At 44.5% G+C, this 18,393-nt stretch carries 16 protein-coding genes; 12 read left to right on the top strand and 4 right to left on the bottom strand.

Annotated features, from left to right (window positions below):
* Window positions 1-142 precede the first annotated feature (142 nt).
* Entirely contained in the window at window positions 143-703 is a 561-nt protein-coding gene (locus tag NCCP2222_RS14650; protein WP_238081056.1) for a YufK family protein, read from the top strand.
* A gap of 20 nt (window positions 704-723) precedes the next feature.
* On the opposite strand, the gene NCCP2222_RS14645 is transcribed toward NCCP2222_RS14650, so the two are convergent.
* Together NCCP2222_RS14645 and NCCP2222_RS14640 are read right to left on the bottom strand one after the other, a co-directional pair.
* Window positions 724-2,577 (bottom strand): transglycosylase domain-containing protein, encoded by a 1,854-nt coding sequence (locus NCCP2222_RS14645; RefSeq protein WP_248513095.1) that lies wholly within the window; start codon window positions 2,575-2,577, stop codon window positions 724-726.
* Window positions 2,578-2,662: 85 nt separating this feature from the next.
* Window positions 2,663-3,898, bottom strand: coding sequence for an MFS transporter (locus tag NCCP2222_RS14640; protein ID WP_248513094.1), 1,236 nt, complete (start codon window positions 3,896-3,898; stop codon window positions 2,663-2,665).
* Window positions 3,899-4,253: 355 nt separating this feature from the next.
* Between NCCP2222_RS14640 and NCCP2222_RS14635 the strand changes: the two genes are divergently transcribed.
* Both NCCP2222_RS14635 and NCCP2222_RS14630 read left to right on the top strand, forming a co-directional pair.
* A complete protein-coding gene (locus NCCP2222_RS14635; protein ID WP_248513093.1) occupies window positions 4,254-4,841 on the top strand; it encodes a peptidylprolyl isomerase in 588 nt (195 codons plus the stop codon).
* 31 nt (window positions 4,842-4,872) lie between these two features.
* Window positions 4,873-5,091, top strand: coding sequence for a hypothetical protein (locus tag NCCP2222_RS14630; protein ID WP_248513092.1), 219 nt, complete (start codon window positions 4,873-4,875; stop codon window positions 5,089-5,091).
* 29 nt (window positions 5,092-5,120) lie between these two features.
* On the opposite strand, the gene NCCP2222_RS14625 is transcribed toward NCCP2222_RS14630, so the two are convergent.
* The gene (locus NCCP2222_RS14625; RefSeq protein WP_248513091.1) at window positions 5,121-6,293 is read right to left on the bottom strand and encodes a MalY/PatB family protein; all 1,173 of its coding nucleotides are present in this window, start codon (window positions 6,291-6,293) and stop codon (window positions 5,121-5,123) included.
* 79 nt (window positions 6,294-6,372) lie between these two features.
* On the opposite strand from NCCP2222_RS14625, the gene NCCP2222_RS14620 reads away from it, so the two are divergent.
* From NCCP2222_RS14620 to yugI, 5 genes are all read left to right on the top strand, one after another.
* Window positions 6,373-6,633 (top strand): DUF1871 family protein, encoded by a 261-nt coding sequence (locus NCCP2222_RS14620; RefSeq protein ID WP_238081069.1) that lies wholly within the window; start codon window positions 6,373-6,375, stop codon window positions 6,631-6,633.
* A 116-nt stretch (window positions 6,634-6,749) separates the two neighbouring features.
* Window positions 6,750-7,307: an RNA polymerase sigma factor gene (locus NCCP2222_RS14615; RefSeq protein ID WP_248513090.1), complete on the top strand. Its 558-nt coding sequence runs from the start codon at window positions 6,750-6,752 to the stop codon at window positions 7,305-7,307.
* Window positions 7,297-9,474 carry a hypothetical protein gene (locus NCCP2222_RS14610; protein ID WP_248513089.1) on the top strand — a complete coding sequence of 726 codons (2,178 nt, stop codon included), beginning with the start codon at window positions 7,297-7,299 and terminating at the stop codon, window positions 9,472-9,474. Before NCCP2222_RS14615 ends, NCCP2222_RS14610 begins: the two co-directional genes overlap by 11 nt.
* Before the next feature lie 115 nt (window positions 9,475-9,589).
* Window positions 9,590-11,245, top strand: a complete 1,656-nt coding sequence (locus tag NCCP2222_RS14605) for an RNA polymerase sigma factor (protein WP_248513088.1) — start codon at window positions 9,590-9,592, stop codon at window positions 11,243-11,245.
* Window positions 11,246-11,350: 105 nt separating this feature from the next.
* Entirely contained in the window at window positions 11,351-11,734 is a 384-nt protein-coding gene (gene yugI, locus NCCP2222_RS14600) for a S1 domain-containing post-transcriptional regulator GSP13 (protein WP_248513087.1), read from the top strand.
* A 34-nt stretch (window positions 11,735-11,768) separates the two neighbouring features.
* On the opposite strand, the gene NCCP2222_RS14595 is transcribed toward yugI, so the two are convergent.
* Window positions 11,769-13,076: a sigma 54-interacting transcriptional regulator gene (locus NCCP2222_RS14595; protein WP_248513086.1), complete on the bottom strand. Its 1,308-nt coding sequence runs from the start codon at window positions 13,074-13,076 to the stop codon at window positions 11,769-11,771.
* Window positions 13,077-13,216: 140 nt separating this feature from the next.
* Here NCCP2222_RS14595 and pruA point away from each other — a divergent pair, with 140 nt between their 5' ends.
* The 4 genes from pruA to NCCP2222_RS14575 all read left to right on the top strand — a co-directional run.
* The gene (gene pruA, locus NCCP2222_RS14590) at window positions 13,217-14,764 is read left to right on the top strand and encodes an L-glutamate gamma-semialdehyde dehydrogenase (protein WP_248513270.1); all 1,548 of its coding nucleotides are present in this window, start codon (window positions 13,217-13,219) and stop codon (window positions 14,762-14,764) included.
* A 75-nt stretch (window positions 14,765-14,839) separates the two neighbouring features.
* Window positions 14,840-16,033, top strand: coding sequence for an ornithine--oxo-acid transaminase (locus NCCP2222_RS14585; RefSeq protein WP_248513085.1), 1,194 nt, complete (start codon window positions 14,840-14,842; stop codon window positions 16,031-16,033).
* 85 nt (window positions 16,034-16,118) lie between these two features.
* The gene (locus tag NCCP2222_RS14580) at window positions 16,119-17,363 is read left to right on the top strand and encodes a Glu/Leu/Phe/Val family dehydrogenase (protein WP_248513084.1); all 1,245 of its coding nucleotides are present in this window, start codon (window positions 16,119-16,121) and stop codon (window positions 17,361-17,363) included.
* Between the two features lie 82 nt (window positions 17,364-17,445).
* Window positions 17,446-18,393, top strand: a 948-nt coding sequence (locus tag NCCP2222_RS14575; protein ID WP_248513083.1) for an iron-containing alcohol dehydrogenase, incomplete at its 3' end; no start/stop codon positions are given.

The following is an 18,393-nucleotide window of genomic DNA, read 5'->3' as shown; positions in this document are numbered from 1 at the left end:
AACAACTGAATCAAAATTCCTTACATTGCTTAAAAGTATAACGTAAATCGGGCAAATTTGCATAGGCGATGTCGACACTTTATTGCTAAAGTCGACTCTCTTCCTATATTATAGAAAAAGATAATATTTTTTGGGGTGTCTAATGAGGAATCCATATTTGTTCGGTTATTTGCCTTTTGTTACCATATCACTATTTAGTTTAACGTTTGGTGTTTATACAGTTAGTGCATCGGTCGGGTTTTTTCAGGAAATCGGACTTTATGCTGGAATGCGAGAGTTTTTAACGGATGCTCAGCTCCGTCTGTTCTTGCTTATCATCTATGCACTTGTTTTTTTTATGCTGTTTTCTGCGTTGAAGCTTATTGCCGAGACAATTCATGAAACAGCGATGCTATTTTTTTCGAAGGATGCGAAAGGTGAGTCGTACAGCGAGGCGAAGGGCGGCAATGTCATTTACTTTTTCGGTGCTCTTGCTTCTGTTGTCGGCATCCAATCGGTCACCATCCTTTTGCTAGTCTTCATCCTGACAACCTTCATTTATTTCATCTACATCGTGTTCAAACTGACTAAGTTCATGACACTGGGCAGCACAGTCGGATTGATTGCGTTTGAGATTATTATCTGGAGCCTGTTTCTATCTTGTATTCTTTATATCTTGCTGAAGTTATATAACGGTGTCATGGCCAGTTTGCCAAAAGTATAGAGGAGTAGCCCGTTGAAGGGCTACTCCTCTATTAATGCGTTAAATGCGCGTACATGTATTTTTTGGTCACTTGCGTACTTGATCGGCTGGGGGGTGTCGCGTCCGATCCAGACTGCTGTCGTAAACCGGTCATTGAAGCCGGCTATCCAAATATCTTTGTAGTGATTGGTCGTACCAGTCTTTGCCCCCGTGTAGGAAGTTGTCAATCGAATACCTTTCCCCGTTCCGTTGCGCACGACATCATTCATCATCGACCGCATGGTTGCGGTTGTGGAAGAACTCCAGACGGTCTCCCGCTTGTCATCCCATTTGTAGAGCGCTTCTCCGTCATAGGTAGTAACGGCACGAATGGCATGCGCCGGCTGGTACGTGCCATCAATGAAGCTGGAGTAGGCGGATGCCATTTCTAGTGGTGTCACGCCTTTGGAAAATCCCCCAAGAGCTGCAGAATAGGTTTTGTCTTTCTCTGTCACCATCTTGAATTGAAAAGGAGTTAGCGAATCAAATGCGCGATCCAATCCGACAGTTAGGAGCAATCGGACGGCTGCTGTATTATGGCTATAACGGAAGGCTTCACCTAGTGTTGTAATGCCGTAACGGTATCCACCAATGTTTGTCGGACAGTAGGAGCCAACACAAATATTGCTGCTATCGATCGGCGTTCGTTCCGAATAGGGCCCGCTTTCAAGATAGGGGCCATATACCAGCAAGGGTTTGATGGCAGACCCCGGCTGCCGATAGGCTTGATAGGCGCGGTTGAAATCCGCTTTGCGGTAGCCTTTACCAGCGTAAATGCTGACAATCTCTCTCGTGTCATTGTCTATGACAACTGCACCTGCTTGCAGACCATTTGCCGGAAGCAATGCATCCATCGCCTTTTCGTCATGTAACTGCTTGTTTGGTAACAGGGCAGTGTCAATAACAATTCCGCTTTGGGCTATCTCGGTTGTCCTTTTTTGCAGGTTTCTTTCAATTTCCTCTTTCTCCTCAGGGGAAGCGGCACTTTGAATCTTGTTAGTGAATCCTTCCGCATCAGAAACTAGATCTTCCAGCTCAGCAAGCACATAAGAGCTGTAGGCATCAAATCCACGCGCTTTCTTTTTTAAGCTCAGCCGGACCGGATATTTTTTATAAGCTTCACATTCTTCGTCTGTAATGATGCCTTCTTGTGCCATTAGATTCAGCAGCAATTCCTGTCTCTTTTTCGTCTGATCGAAATGTCGAACCGGATCATAGAGGGACGGATTATTTGGAATAGCCGAAAGGAAAGCCATCTCTGCCTCGTTAAGCTGTTCGAGAGGGCGGCTGAAGAAGTACGTGGCCGCGGCACCGATTCCGTATACCCGGTGTCCGAAGTACATATCGTTTACATACATCTCCAGAATTTCGTCCTTCGACAATTGTTTTTCCATCTCGGCCGCATAGAGCAGTTCACGGAATTTCCTTTCGTATGTTTTCTCCGTCGTTAAGAAATTCATACGGACTACTTGCTGTGTAATCGTGGAACCCCCCTGTTTTCTGTCATCGGCTGCGGCGTTCACAGCGAATGCCCTTGCGATGGCCGAGACGTCATAACCTCGGTGTTCATAAAAGCCCCTATCTTCACTTGTAATAAACAGCTGCTGGATAAAGAGGGGGATCGAGGACAGTTCGAGAGGATGTCTCCATTCTGCATATTGTTCGGCAACAATAATACCGTTGCGATCTTTGATAATAATGGGTAAACTATTCTGCTGTTCAGTAAACTCAAGCGAATCTTGTAACTCGGCATGAGCTGATTGTGCTTTCGATAGCTCGGAAGCGATAGAATGCTGGACGCCCCATAACAGCGGGATGCAAAGAAAGATGAATCCCAATCCGATTAACTGCTTCAAAAATGAGCCTCCATTCCAAATTATGCATATAAAAAATATAGCACACTTCGAAAGTCGAAGTGTGCTCATTTTACGTAAATGTGTATTAAACTTTTGCCCGCTGTTTCTCTTCCTCTGCAAGAAAATCCTCGAAGTCCTGAACTGGTTTGCGTTTTGCGTAATATAAAAATGCAAAACCAAGCAAAAACAAGACGCCTGTCAGGATAAAAACAGAGGAGATGCCGATGAATCCACTCACGATACCACCGAACATAGGCCCGATAATATTTCCGAGGAACCGGAAGCTTGTGTTATAGCCCATCACTTCCCCTTGAATATTAATCGGTGCCTCCCGCCGGACCAAAGCCGTTGTAATCGGAATCATGCCACCCATGGAAATCCCGAATAACAGCCGGCAAATGATCAATTGCCAGATATTCGTTACGAACGCCTGCGGAATGATGAACAGGAACGATAACAATAATAAGGTGCCAAGCACTTTTTCATATCCGATATCGTCTCCAAGCTTTCCCCAACGCCGTGCAAATAAAAGATTGCCTACACCGGCAGCACTAAAAGTGATCCCCGCTAAGAATGCTACATTTGTCGCATGGCTCAAATCAGCGACATACAAAGAAAGAAGTGGTTGAATGCTGAAATTGCCGATTTGGATGAGCGCGGTGACGACCATGACATTCAGCATGAGGCGATGATGGAGCAGTCCGCTTAAAATCGTTTTGCGGGAGTAATTGGCGCTCTTTGCGTCCTTAACTCTTTTCTCTTCTTTAATGCCGATCAATACAATAATTGCGGCTACGACAACCGAAAAAGAAGTTATGATGAATGTGTACTTGAAGCCGAAGGCGTCTGCCAGCAATCCGCCGAGGACGGGACCAAACAAAGTCCCGGTAACGCTTCCCATTTGCAATGTGCCGAGCCTTTTTCCTGCTTCTTCCCGAGTGGTCTGGGAGGAGACAAATGCAAGAGAAGTCGGAATGAATCCAGTTACTACACCGTTCAGAAGACGAAGAAGGAAAAATGCTTCGACGGAATGGACGAAGCCCATGAGGAAAACAGAAGTCGCAATCCCGAAACCGTTAATTAACAATATCGGCTTATAGCCGTACTTATCAGCAACACGGCCCCAGATTGGCGACATGATCAATGCGGTGATGAAGGTGGCACCGAATATGAGCCCAGCCCATTTTTGCACATAAGCTTCCGAGTGGTCTCCGAATGTCTCAATGTATAAGGAGAGGAAAGGCATGATCATGGTCATTGTTCCGGCCACCAGGAAGTTAGCGAACCATATAATAATAAAATTCCGTTTTTGTGCTGTCATTTGGAAACCCGCTTTCTTCGCATATAAAATGCGCTAATGCCTGGAAAGTTCCAATCAAAAAAAGGATTCCCTTTGCATGTTGGAACTAAACTTTACCTACTGACATGCAATAGTATAAAACAATTCGGTTACCGAAGGAAATATCATGCTTAATAAATCGAAAAACAGAAATGAATATGGTAAACTTGGACAGGGTAAGCAGAAGTGAAGAAAATGACCATCATTGTGATGATCATGTTTAATGACTTTATTAACGGCTTGCGGTCAAAGTGAACTCAAGCCAGAAGAAACATTAGAGGAAGAGACGAATTCTTCCGCAAACCAATTAGTTTCAAATTCAGAGGAGGCTACTGCCATGTATCCACAATTGACAAACGAAGTTGCTGCAAATGAAGCACTAGTTGTGATGAACACAACATTAGGGCCGATCAAAATCAAGCTGTTCGCTGAAAAAGCGCCAAAAACGGTCGAAAACTTTTTGACTCATGCAGAAAACGGCTATTACGATGGCATTATTTTTCACCGTGTTATCAATGATTTCATGATCCAAGGCGGAGACCCTACCGGCACTGGCATGGGCGGCGAAAGCATTTACGGAGATTCATTCGAGGATGAATTCACAATGGATCTTTTCAATATTAGAGGAGCCCTTTCCATGGCAAATGCAGGTCCAAATACAAACGGAAGCCAGTTCTTCATCGTTCAGGCGAACCGTGCACCAGGTTCTGCTGACCAATTGAAAAAAGGCGGCTGGCCGGACGAAATCGCTGAAGCATACGCTGAGCGTGGCGGCACTCCTCACTTGGATCAAAAACATACCGTTTTTGGCCAAGTCATTGAAGGAATGGACGTTGTGGACAAAATTGCTCAAGTGGAAACTGGCCGTCAAGACAAGCCGGTTGAAGATGTTTCGATTCAATCGATTGAAATCATTCAAAAATAATGTAAACTCAACAAAAAAGGAAGTGTCGTAATTGAACGCGATTCTAATGCCGTTCCTTTACTTTCCGGAAGATAAGACAGAGTATATTCCGGCCGCTATCTCATTTGCATTTTTCATGGTCCTACTAGTTCTGACATTCATGTGGATTCGCCGTAATTCGAAAAAGCAGGAAGAAGAGACGAGGGAATTGGAGGAACGGATTTTACGAGAGCGCCGTGAAGCGAGAGAAAAACAGCATCCTCATCTTTGAGGATGCTGTTTCCATTTAGATAACCAGTTTCAAGCCAATGCGCGGATGAACCGATTCACTCCGTCTTCTACGACGGACCGTGGAGTTGCTACGTTCATGCGGAGGAAGCCTCTTCCGGATTCGCCGTATTTTGTTCCGGGTTCCAGGGCGAGTTTTCCTACGTTCAATAGCTTTTCCATCATGTCTTTCTCGTCTAAGCCAGTTCCCCGGTAGTCGATCCACAGCAGGTAGGTTGCTTCTGGCTTGACGATCTTTATGCCAGGCACTTTGGCTTCGAGTTCTTCTTTTACGTAATCCATGTTGCTTGAGATGACTTCTAGCAGTTCGTCCAGCCAAGGTCCGCCTTCCTTATAGGCTGCAGTTAAAGCGGAAGCAGCAAATGAGTTTAATTCCATTTGTCCGTGTGCTAGCGCATTTTGGGCGAGCGCCGCGTGAAGTTCTTCGTCCTCGGCAATCATGACGGCAGCTTGCACGCCGGCAAGGTTGAAAGTTTTGGTCGGAGCGACACATGTGATGACACGGCCGCCTTCGGTTTCGGCAATCTTCGCCAACGGGATGTGATGACTGCCCTTGAATACAAGGTCGGCATGGATTTCATCTGATAAGACGAGCACATCATATTTTTGGCAGAGTCGAAGGATTTCCTTCAGCTCGTCCTCTTTCCAAACAATGCCTCCTGGATTATGAGGGTTGCAGAAGATGAATAATTTCACATTCTGTTTTAAAGAGTTCTCGAATTCGGAAAAATCAATCGAGTAATGTCCGTCTTCTTCTTTCATAACATATTCGACAATATTGCGTTTCTGATGGCCCGGCACATTGAAGAACGGCGGGTAGACAGGAGGCGTAATTAAAATGTTATCGCCTTCCTTGGTAAATGTTTCTACTACAGTTGCAATAGCCGGCACGACGCCATGATGGAATAACATCCATTCGTTTTTCGTCTCCCATCCATGACGGACGGAAAGCCATTCGCGGACAGCATCCTTGCATCCTTTGCATATGTAAGAATAACCGAAAACCCCATGGTCTAATCGTTCCCGCATAGCGTCAATCACGGGTGCAGGAGCTGCGAAATCCATATCTGCAATCCACATTGGCAAGATCTCGGATGCATCTTTTACGCCGTAAACTGCCTCCATATTTCCCCATTTGACGGAGCGAGTATTTCGGCGATCGATCACATGTTCAAATGCTTTCAATGAAAATCCCTCTTTCCTTTTTTCTTTGACTATACTATGCTATCATAAATAGAAGAAAAGAAAAATAAGGTGACCTGTCGTGCAAACAATTGAGATGAATAAAAGAGCAGTGGCGCTTCTTGAAGAATGGGATCCATTCGATGCCGGTACACATGCATATGACTTGGAGATTACGGAGGTAGTCGCGGAACTTCAAGTGCTTGATCATCCGACAGATTTGGCCAAACGGATCCGTGAGATTTATGAACATTCATATGAATTATGGATTCCGCTTGAGCATTGTATGCAAATTGCCTACAAATTGCTGGCCATCAAATATGAAGCGAAATGTATAGTCTAATATAAAAACCATTCACATCGCATCTGTCCACTGGGCAGATGCTTTTTTTATTGCATTTGAAACAAATCAACGATTGCCGTCGTATCATCTGCAATAGAGAGATCGGGGGAAGAGAAATGGATGAGTCCGAACTGATAGCCAAGGCCCAGGCGGGAGATCATGCGGCCTACGGTGAGTTAATGTCGAATTATTATCGAACGGTGGAGAAATTTGCATACCAATGCGGGGTGCGACTGGATGATATCGGCGATGTGACGCAAGAAGTGTTCATCAAGTTGTATCGCTTTCTCCCCCAATTTAACCAGCAGCGTTTTACGACGTGGCTCTATAAAATCACGTTGAATGCAACACGGGACTATTACCGGAAGGAAGGAAGAGAAAAAGAGAAGCGGGAGAAGATCGTCAGCAATCGGTTTGATTCCAGCGAACCCTCAGCCGAGGACCAAGTCTTCCTTTTTGAAGAGGATCGAGAATTGCATGAAGCAATGGTCCGGCTGGATGAAAAATATCGCATTCCGCTCATCCTCTTCTATTTTCAAGATGTCAGTTACCAACAAATCGCAGATATTTTGAACATGACCATGCCAGCCGTCAAGACGAGGATCTTCAGAGCGAAGGAATTGCTCAAAAAAGAAATGATCTCGCAAGCAGGAGGTGCTTCCAATGGACAATGAGCGTTTTGAGAAACGGATGGAATTGCTGAAAAAGTCTTATGAGCGGGTTCCTTCCACATTTGATCCAAGCAAGGTGCTCCAAAAACTTGAGAATGAAACCAAACCTGCTGAAATGCCAGCTGGGAAGCGGAAGAATATCAACCAGCAAGTCATGGTATGGATCGTTAGCATCGCGAGTATTCTGATCATCAGTCTAATTGCAGGGTTGCATGTGGCGGATCAAAAAAATACAGATGAAGAACCGGTTACTTCGGAAGAACTCGATCAGTTTATTACGAAATTGCAAAAGGATTATGAGGCGGAGAGAGAGAAGCGGAGACTTATGTTGAAGTTGGAGAAGGAGGACTTTGAAAAGTATGATGCAAGTACGCTCTTTTGGTTTTTGAAGAATGAAACCTTTATGGCTAGTATACGTGCAGATGGCAATCCAGAAGGAAGGTTACTGCAAATTTATAATGAAGGCGTGGAAAATTTAAAAACACCTTCTGAAATGGTGGCGGATCTTAAATCGAATCCGTTAACTGAGGATAAAGAGGGCAGCCTTGAATTTATCTATGCCTATAAAGAAAAAGTGGAGCGCCTTACAGCGATTTATGATGAAATTCTTCAGGAGAATAACGACGTTCTGCAAGCGTATGAGGTCGATCCGTCCCTGGACAAAGCGTATATGATTGGAATGAGTAAGGGAGCGTTTCCGGAACGTCTGCAAAATATCCTGGATACGATGAAGGAACAGTCGATCCAATTGCAGTCTGACGTGGATTCGTATGGCGAAGAGTTTTTCACTAAGTACTATTCCTCCAAAATACATGAACAAATTGTTCCACTTCTGAACCCCGACACGCGGGCGTTTATCGATATGATGCCAGAAGCCCCTTATATTGTGGCAGGTGAGCTGGTGTATCCGTTAGACGAATCAGTGGAAATGTTGAGAGGCATGCAGCATTCTTTAACAAATGTTGAAGAGAATTCGGCTCTATATCAACTCTTGGAAACGTATTTCGTCACGATATTCAACACGATCTTGCGGGGTACAGAGAAATCACCTGTCTTTGATGAGCAAGGGAAGGTGAACCAGGAATACAGAGAAGCGTGGAAGAACATCGCGTCTGGTTCCGATGCAACTCCATTGCGATATGTCATGATGCCTATTGTTGAAGAGATGGAAGAATCGGGGTGGACATCATCCGAAACGTTGAACCGGATTGGGTACGATGCACTTAAAGATGCCTTAGTCGTGCAAAGGGCAGGGCAATTAGAAATGTATATGTATGGTGAGAACCCGGTGTTTCCAGACGAGGAGATCAAGTTACCGAACGCTGCATTTGATCAAAAAATTAAAGATCTTTACGGTTCGTTCGAAAAACAATATGATTTGTCGGTACTCGCAGGGAGGACTCCAGTCGAAATTGTGGCGCTTTATATGATGGCGAATGAAAAGGAAGATCCTGAAATGATGTACCACTTGCATCATGAGAATGTTTGGAAATACTCCGAAACAGGATATGAAATAACACTAGAACATTATAAGGAATCGTGGCAAAAAGGATTGTCTCTATTACAGTTCAGTGATGAAATCAGTTTCTCTGGCGAATCAGTTCATCGGATTGAGCCCCTTTTATATGGAACTGTGGAGTTATCCAGACAAGGAAATTCCCGATATGCGCTTAACCTCCTTTATGATAATGGTATTTGGCAGATAGGAGATTTGACGCTGACAAAATTGCCGTCTTACGACGAGTATCCCTTGACTGAAATCAATGATGATACGATGAAGACTATCGTCCGGCTTTACAATCAAGTGTTGGAGGACAAAAATGGGGAAGCGCTTCTAGGAACAGAGCCGATGTCGATTGCCGCACTCTATTACTATGCTGGTTTCCGCGATGACTACGACACGATGTATAAACTGTTTTATAAAGGTCCAGGGAGTGAACTTGTGGAGAAGGAAGAATTCATGAAGTCCATGAAACCGTCATGGCCGCGCTTTAATGAGTTGTTCTCCTCCATGTCATTTAAAGGACTGGAACAGGACAAAGAAGGAAACTGGCCGGGTGTTGCTACCCTCCATGTAAATACAGAACAGTTTCCTGATTACGAAAAGACAGTAGAACTCCGGATGATTTGGACGGAAGATGGATGGCGTGTGAAATACGAACCAAAGTAAAGAGATGTCTCAAAGCTGCTGCCTCTATGGGGGCAGCTTTTTTGTTTGTTTGTCCAGAACTGGATAACTTGCTATGATAGATGGACAAAGATTGGAGAGAGTGGGAGATGATTCCATGGAGGAGCGAACAGAACGCCTGATGCAACTGGCGAGACAAGTGGAGCAAATGGCCATCCAATTTGGTATGTCGCCAGAAGCTGCTGGAGAATGGACCGAAACATTTTTTCAAGCATATCATGCCCAAAATGGGATGCAGGCGGACCTGGATTTGGCCCCTGTCTTGCGCGGCGTATACGAGCAACTTTCCGAGAATAATCCCTCTCCAACGACAGGTTTTTTGACATTTGAGGAAGATAACGAGCTCTTTGAAAGATTGACAGACTTGCCAGTTGAAATGAAAAGCGTACTGCTTTTTTCACGGTTTCAGATGCTGTCGGTGGATGAAATTGCCCGTATTACAGGCTTGCCCGAAGGAACGATAGTTGAGCTGGAGAGGGAAGGCTTAGCCAGTTTCGACGATCCACTTATTGAAAAGAAGCTATCCTTGTTACATAAATCACTTGAGAGGCTTCGGCCTTCTTTCCGTTTTGAACAGCTATACCAAGTACAATCTGTCGTTAACCCTGTTAGACAAAAGAAGCAAGTCAAACATAAAAAAACGATCTATCTCTGGGTGGCGGGACTGCTGTCACTCGCCGTTATCTCGTATTTCTGGATCATTTCGAGTGATGAATATAAGGCAGCTTCATCCGCTAAACTCATTGCGAAGCTCGAAACGTCATTTGAAAAGGAATTCCAAGACAGGCTCGATCTAAGCGGACTTGCCCCGTTGATCGAGAAAGACCCTATGATGATTAATTATCTGTATAACAAGGATATACGCAAAGAATTTGATATGTTCATTTTCAATTTAAACTATACGCTAGAGAAAAAGGGCGTCATAGATAAGAAAGAAGCGCTCAAACAGTACGATGAATTTATTGATGAGATAAAGTTGCCTTCCGAGATAGCGGAGGAGCTGTTTGCTCATCCTTTGACGAACAACCTTAAAGAAAGTGAACGGTTTTTGGAACGCTACTTGATGAGACTTATGCAAATGCAAGCGGGCTATATGTATTTAGTATCCTCCACGGAATATGCGGAATTGGTGCAACTAGAAGAACTGCAAGACGGTGAAGTTTATATGCCGCAGGAGGACACTATATCTGATGAGCTGAAGAATGTGATTAAGGGGATGGAGTCGCAAAATATCTACTTGACCTCCATCAACGGCTCTTATCCGACTCCTTTACTTGGGACGAATGAGTATAGTGACCGCATCTCCCGATTCCTTCACCCGGATTGTGTTGTCTATATAAAATTGCCTCAATATGACTTTTACAAGGCATTGGATACACCTGATCAGTCATTAGGTAAGTTAGTGAATTATCTCGAAGAAATGGAAAATCTGCTGCTGAAAACAGAACGCAAGGAAGAGGCTTCGCAACATCTTTATGGAGCTTATACGTGGGTATTTATCAACATTATGGGAGAAGGAGGGCACAATGCAATAGGAGCTGACTCCCGTGTGAAACAGGAGTACCGGGAAGCGTGGAAGAGAATCGCGTCGCTAGGTTCTGATTCTCCGTCCGCTTCGATTATGTCGCGGGTCGTCCAAGAGATGGAAGAAGATGGATGGTTTTATTCGCCGTATTATGAAGAGCTCAAAGCAAACGGCATTTACCTGACGTTGGACCAAGCGGTGAGCCAATTTTCCAAACGTCCCGAATAGTGTTTGAAACTTGTCAATTTTTTGCTCTAAATTTCATTACATGGTATAATTGCGGATGGCCGTATAGGCAGAATGGATACCAAAAAGATTGGGAGCTGTTTCAACATGGCAAGAAAATATGAAGTGGGGGAAGAACTTTCTGGCAAAGTGACGGGAATTCAACCGTATGGTGCATTTGTCGCGCTGGACGAGGATACGCAAGGTCTCGTTCATATTTCGGAAATCACATACGGGTTCGTTCGTGATATAAACGATTACCTCGCCATTGGACAAGAAGTGAACGTAAAAGTATTGGAAGTGGATGAAGAGGCAGGGAAAATCAGCCTATCCATCCGTGCCTTGCAGGAAACGACAGATGCCGCTAAGAAGAACAAGACGGCGAAAAATCGTAAATCATTGCAAGATCGAGTGAAAGAGCATGATGCGGACGGTTTTAATTCACTTAAAGACAAGTTGAAGGATTGGATCGAACGATCAGGTTATCAATGAAAAAATGAAGGGAATGGCTGAGTTGCCGCTCCCTTCATTTTTTTATTTTCCTTAATCGATATTGAAGATTCTGGCGGCTCATTCCTAGCGCATTGGCCGTTTTAGTGATGTTGTCATCATGCAGTTTCATCGCTTTCAGCAAATAATATTCCTCTGCCTCGCGCAAAAATTGATCGAGGGGCATTAAATCTTTATTTGGTTGTACAATAAAGTCGACAGCTTGAACAGGCTTGTTCATCATGTCGTCCGTTTTGATCCTGAAATGGAGAGGCAGCATTTCGTATGTGATGACGGTGTCCATTGTAGCCAAGGAAGAGATTTCATCCAGCAAAAACTCCAGCTCCCGTAAATTGCCCGGCCAGTCATAAAGAAGAAACAGCTGTTCCACTTCTTCGGATACCCCTTCAAGTGAATAGCCGAAACGTTCCTTGCGCTTCGTCAGGTACGATTCGATAAAAGGCATAATGTCTTCTTTCCGTTTCCTGACAGGCGGAATCCGGATAGTGAAGGATGCGAAGAAGTAATAAAGATCCTTCAACAAGGTGCCGCGTGAAATCAATTCTACCGGGTCTTCCCCGATGCTCGCAATGAACTGCCGTCCGTCCTTCTCCGCATCGTTTAAAATGGAAAGAAGCTTCTGCTGCAGTCCCATAGACAGGAGGTCGATCCGTTCGCAAAACAAGGTAAACTGGTCTGCTTCATCAAATTCGTGTGCAAGTTTTTCGATCATTTTTGAATCGGCGCTATGGCAAAAAAGAGTGTAGAAGGGAATATCTGATGACGATGATTCATTATGAATGCTTTCTGCCAATAAATCCTTTCCTGTTCCCGTTTCGCCGATGAGGAGAATCGGCAGCTTTGCCCTGCACGCTTTTCTTGCGGTCGTAATGACAGCTTTCATCGCATCCGAATTGGCTACTATTTGATTGAACGTGACAGGTGTACTGTTCTTCCGGAGCGGGTGGAAAATAAATTTCTCCAGGGCCGTTACATCTCTGGCGATTTCAACTGCCCCGATTAAAGTTCCCTCCGAGAAAATAGGAAAGGTATCGTTGATGGTCGTGATTTCATTTCCATTTCGGTTCCAATAGGTCTGTTTGACATTCAGTTGTTCTTTTCCACTTTGAAGCACTTTAAGCAGCGTACTTTCTTCCTGCTCAAAACTGAAGAGCTCCAGTATGGATCGGTCTCCTACATCATCTAGGTCGAGCCCTTCAATCTCTTTCATCTTGTCATTATAAATGATCGTCCTGCCGGTTTGGTCGATGGCATGGATGCCGACACCCGCATGATTGACCGCAAATTGATAAAATGGAAAGTAAGGATTGTCGTATTGAACCAACTTTAACACCATCCAGTGAAAATTTTTCAACAAATTTAAGAGAAAAGACTTGAAATATGCAATAATCTCTTGCATTATTATAGTTGTAATCAAAGAATAAATGCAAATAATTTTTGCGTTTGGATAATTGAAGGAGGAGTATCATGATTCCGTACAAACACGAACCATTTACAGACTTTTCTCTAGAGGAAAATAAAAAAGCTTTCCAAGAGGCATTAAAATTGGTGGAAGGCTACCTTGGCCAAGATTATCCTTTGATCATTGGCGGAGAGCGGATTATGACTGAAGACAAACTTGTCTCTACGAATCCAGCTAATAAAGAAGAAGTGGTCGGCCGCGTTTCCAAAGCGAGCAGAGACCTTGCTGAAAAAGCGATGAAAACAGCAGATGAAACTTTCAATACATGGAGAAAAGTAAAGCCTGAATTCCGTGCAGACGTTCTATTCAAAGCAGCAGCGATTATTCGCCGCCGCAAGCATGAATTCTCTGCTTTGCTAACAAAAGAAGCAGGTAAGCCTTGGAACGAAGCGGATGCTGATACAGCAGAAGCAATCGATTTCTTAGAGTATTATGGCCGTCAAATGCTTACATTAAAAGATGGCATGCCTGTTGAAAGCCGTCCTGGCGAATTCAACCGTTTCGATTACATCCCTCTAGGTGTAGGTGTCGTCATCTCTCCTTGGAACTTTGCACTTGCAATCATGGCAGGTACGACAGTTGCAGCCCTAGTTACTGGGAATACTGTATTATTGAAACCAGCTTCTACGACTCCTGTTGTTGCATATAAATTTATCGAAGTACTAGAAGAAGCAGGTATGCCTGCAGGTGTAGTTAACTACATCCCAGGCTCCGGCGCTGAAGTGGGCGACTACCTTGTGGATCACCCAAGAACTCGTTTCATCTCTTTCACTGGTTCACGTGAAGTTGGTACACGCATCTACGAACGTGCTGGCAAAGTGAACGAAGGCCAAATTTGGTTGAAACGCGTTATCGCTGAAATGGGCGGTAAAGATACAATTGTCGTGGATAGCGAAGCAGACCTTGAATTGGCTGCACAATCTATCGTTAAATCGGCATTCGGCTTCAGTGGTCAAAAATGTTCAGCATGTTCACGTGCTGTCATCCTTGAAGATGTTTATGATCAAGTCGTTTCCCGCGTTGAGGAATTGACAAAAGCATTGACATACGGCGATCCGACTGACCAATCTAACTTTGCTGGCCCAGTTATCGATCAAGGTTCATTTGATAAAATTATGAGCTATATCGAAATCGGTAAAGAAGAAGGACGTCTCGTTGCAGGTGGAGAAGGAGACAGCTCAAAAGGTTACTTCATCGCACCAACTGTATTTGCTGACGTCGCTCCTGATGCGCGCGTTATGCAAGAAGAAATCTTCGGACCAGTTGTCGCTATTACAAAAGCGAAAAGCTTTGATGAAGCGATTGAAATTGCAAACAACACTGATTATGGTTTGACTGGCGCGGTCATTTCGAACAACCGTCACCACATCGAACAGGCTCGTGAAGATTTCCACGTTGGAAACTTGTACTTCAACCGCGGCTGCACAGGCGCGATTGTAGGTTACCAGCCATTTGGCGGTTTCAATATGTCCGGTACAGACTCCAAAGCAGGCGGACCAGATTACTTGCAACTTCACATGCAAGGCAAGACAACATCTGAAACACTGTAAGTTTTAATTGCGACAACCATGGAGCAGGCAGCATTTGCCTGACCTGCTCCATACATAATTGAAGGAGGGTTTCATATGACAGTATCAGAAAAAGTGATTTCACAAACCGAAAAGTACGGAGCGAACAACTATCATCCACTACCAATCGTAATCTCTGAGGCGGAAGGTGTTTGGGTTAAGGATCCGGAAGGTAATAAGTATATGGATATGCTTTCTGCATATTCTGCTGTGAACCAAGGTCATAGACACCCGAAGATCATTCAGGCGCTTAAAGATCAAGCGGATCGCGTAACATTAACTTCCCGTGCTTTCCATAGCGATCAACTTGGCCCGTGGTATGAGATGGTTAGCCAGATTTCCGGCAAGGACATGGTTCTTCCGATGAACACAGGTGCGGAAGCTGTTGAAACTGCTATCAAAGCTGCTCGCCGTTGGTCCTATGATGTGAAAGGCATTGAAGAGGATAAAGCTGAAATCATTGGTTGTGAAGGCAACTTCCATGGTCGTACGATGACTGCTGTTTCCTTATCGTCCGATCCGGAATACAAGCGTGGATTTGGTCCAATGCTTCCAGGCATCAAACTTGTCCCTTATGGCGATATTGAAGCGTTGGAAAAAGCGATTACGCCAAACACAGCTGCATTCATCATCGAGCCAATTCAAGGTGAAGCAGGCATTATCATTCCACCTGCAGGCTATATGAAAGCTGCTTACGAACTATGCAAAAAGAACAATGTACTATTCATCGCAGACGAAATTCAAGCAGGTCTTTGCCGTACAGGTAAAATGTTTGCTACTGAATGGGAAGGCTTTGAGCCGGATATGTATATCCTAGGTAAAGCATTAGGCGGCGGTGTGTTCCCAATTTCTTGCGTCGTTGCTAACAAAGACATCCTAGGCGTTTTCAACCCGGGATCACACGGTTCTACATTTGGTGGAAATCCGATGGCATGTGCAGTATCCATCGCTTCCCTTGAAGTTCTACAAGACGAGAAGCTTGCGGATAAGTCATTGGAACTTGGTAACTACTTCATCGAGCAATTGAAGAAAATCCAACATCCTTCTATTAAAGAAGTGCGTGGCCGTGGACTCTTTATCGGTGTCGAATTGACTGAAGAAGCTCGTCCTTACTGTGAAAAGTTGAAAGAACTTGGCTTACTTTGCAAAGAAACACATGACACGGTTATCCGTTTCGCTCCTCCGTTAATTATCTCGAAAGAGGAATTGGATTGGGCGATCGAAAGAATCAATAAAGTTTTTGAAGGTTAATCATTATTTTCTACAAAAGGCATTTAGACTATGGTACAATATGGGCGTTGTAAAACAATTATGAATCAAAGAGGCGAACTTTTACATGACTGAAAACCTGAATCTGTTCACGTCTACACAAGTTGTCATCAAAGAAGCACTTGACAAACTAGGCTACGATGAAGGAATGTACGAACTACTAAAAGAACCAATCCGTATGACAGAGGTCCGGATTCCAGTGAAAATGGATGATGGAAAAGTTAAAGTATTTACAGGATACCGTGGCCAACACAATGATGCAGTTGGACCAACAAAAGGGGGAGTTCGTTTCCACCCAGAGGTCACTGCGGACGAAGTGCGTGCGTTATCTATGTGGATGACATTAAAAGCGGGTATTGTTGACCTTCCATATGGTGGAGGGAAAGGCGGTATCATCTGTGATCCACGGGAAATGTCAATGGGTGAGCTTGAGCGTTTAAGCCGCGGTTATGTACGTGCGCTTAGCCAAGTGATGGGTCCTACGAAGGATATTCCTGCTCCGGACGTTTTCACTAATGCTCAAATCATGGCGTGGATGATGGATGAATACAGCCGCATCGACGAATTCAACTCACCAGGATTCATTACAGGAAAACCGATCGTCCTCGGCGGTTCTCAAGGCCGTGACCGTGCGACTGCAGAAGGCGTAACTATCATTATCAATGAAGCGGCAAAACGCCGTGGAATCGATATGAAAGGTGCACGTGTCGTTATCCAAGGATTTGGTAACGCAGGAAGCTTCCTATCGAAGTTCCTCCACGATGCAGGCGCAAAAGTAATCGGTATTTCCGATGCATATGGTGCTTTGCATGATCCAAACGGATTGGACATCGACTATCTGCTAGATCGTCGTGACAGCTTTGGAACAGTAACTACTTTGTTCGACAATACGATCTCCAACCAAGAACTTTTGGAATTGGATTGCGATATCTTAGTTCCGGCTGCTATCGAAAACCAGATCACTGAAAAGAACGCTCATAATATTAAAGCGATGATTGTTGTTGAAGCCGCAAATGGACCGACAACATCTGAGGCGACTAAAATTCTTACTGAACGCGGCATTCTTCTTGTGCCTGATGTGCTTGCAAGTGCAGGCGGCGTAACAGTATCGTACTTCGAATGGGTTCAAAATAACATGGGTTATTACTGGACAGAAGAAGAAGTTCGCGACAGAATGACTGAAAAAATGGTTACTGCATTTGAAAACGTCTATAACGTTTCCACAACTCGTAATATTGACATGCGCTTAGCGGCGTACATGATCGGTATTCGTAAAACTGCTGAAGCATCACGCTTCCGTGGCTGGGCGTAATATGCGACAATCAAGACATCCTCTTTGACAGAGGGTGTCTTTTTTGCCTTAAATTGATATATATATGATGGGAGAGGATTACATGAATGGATTCGTTTTTCACAATCCGGTGAAACTCATTTTCGGGAAAAATAAAATCGCTTCCCTAGCGGAAGAAATTAAGCCTTATGGGAATAAGGTGCTTGTCGTATATGGCGGCGGAAGCATTAAGCGTAATGGTCTCTATGAGGAAGTAATGGAGATATTAAATGCAAACGGCATGGAAGTGCATGAGCTGGCAGGGGTAGAACCAAATCCACGAGTGACGACTGCAGCACGCGGTGCCGAACTGTGTAAAACACATCAAATTGATTTTATTTTGGCGGTAGGTGGCGGTTCTGTCATCGACTGCACGAAATTGATTGCAACAGCGGCAAAATATGATGGGGACCCATGGGACTTCGTCGTAAAAAAGGCGAAACCTGCAGATGCATTGCCTTTCGGAACTATCTTAACTATCGCTGCGACAGGCTCGGAGATGAATGCAGGCTCAGTGATCACGAACGAAGAGACGGAAGAGAAATATGGGTGGGGAAGTCCATTCAGTTTTCCAAAGTTCTCAATTCTAGATCCGACGTATACTTTATCTTTGCCGCAGGACCAAACGGTTTACGGCATCGTAGATATGATGTCTCATATCTTTGAGCAATACTTCCATGATGAAATAAACACGCCACTCCAAGATGAGCTATGTGAGGGTGCCTTGCGTGCCATTATGGAGAGTGGCAAGAAGCTTGTCGAAGACTTGCAAAACTATGAGCTTCGGGAAACGATTCTTCTTTCTGGAACATGGGGGCTGAACGGTTTTCTTGGTATGGGCAATAACGGAGGGGACTGGGGAACGCATACAATTGAACATGCTGTTTCTGCGGTATATGATATTCCGCATGCGGGAGGTCTCGCCATTTTATTCCCGCACTGGATGGAGCAATCTGTCCATTTGAATCCAGGCCGATTTGCGAGATTGGCTGTCAATGTATTCGGTGTCAAC

The sequence above is a fragment of the Sporosarcina sp. NCCP-2222 genome (assembly GCF_023168145.1).
Classification (GTDB): Bacteria; Bacillota; Bacilli; order Bacillales_A; family Planococcaceae; genus Sporosarcina.
Note: the sequence above shows the minus strand (reverse complement) of the source record. Positions and strands in the feature narration are given on the sequence as shown.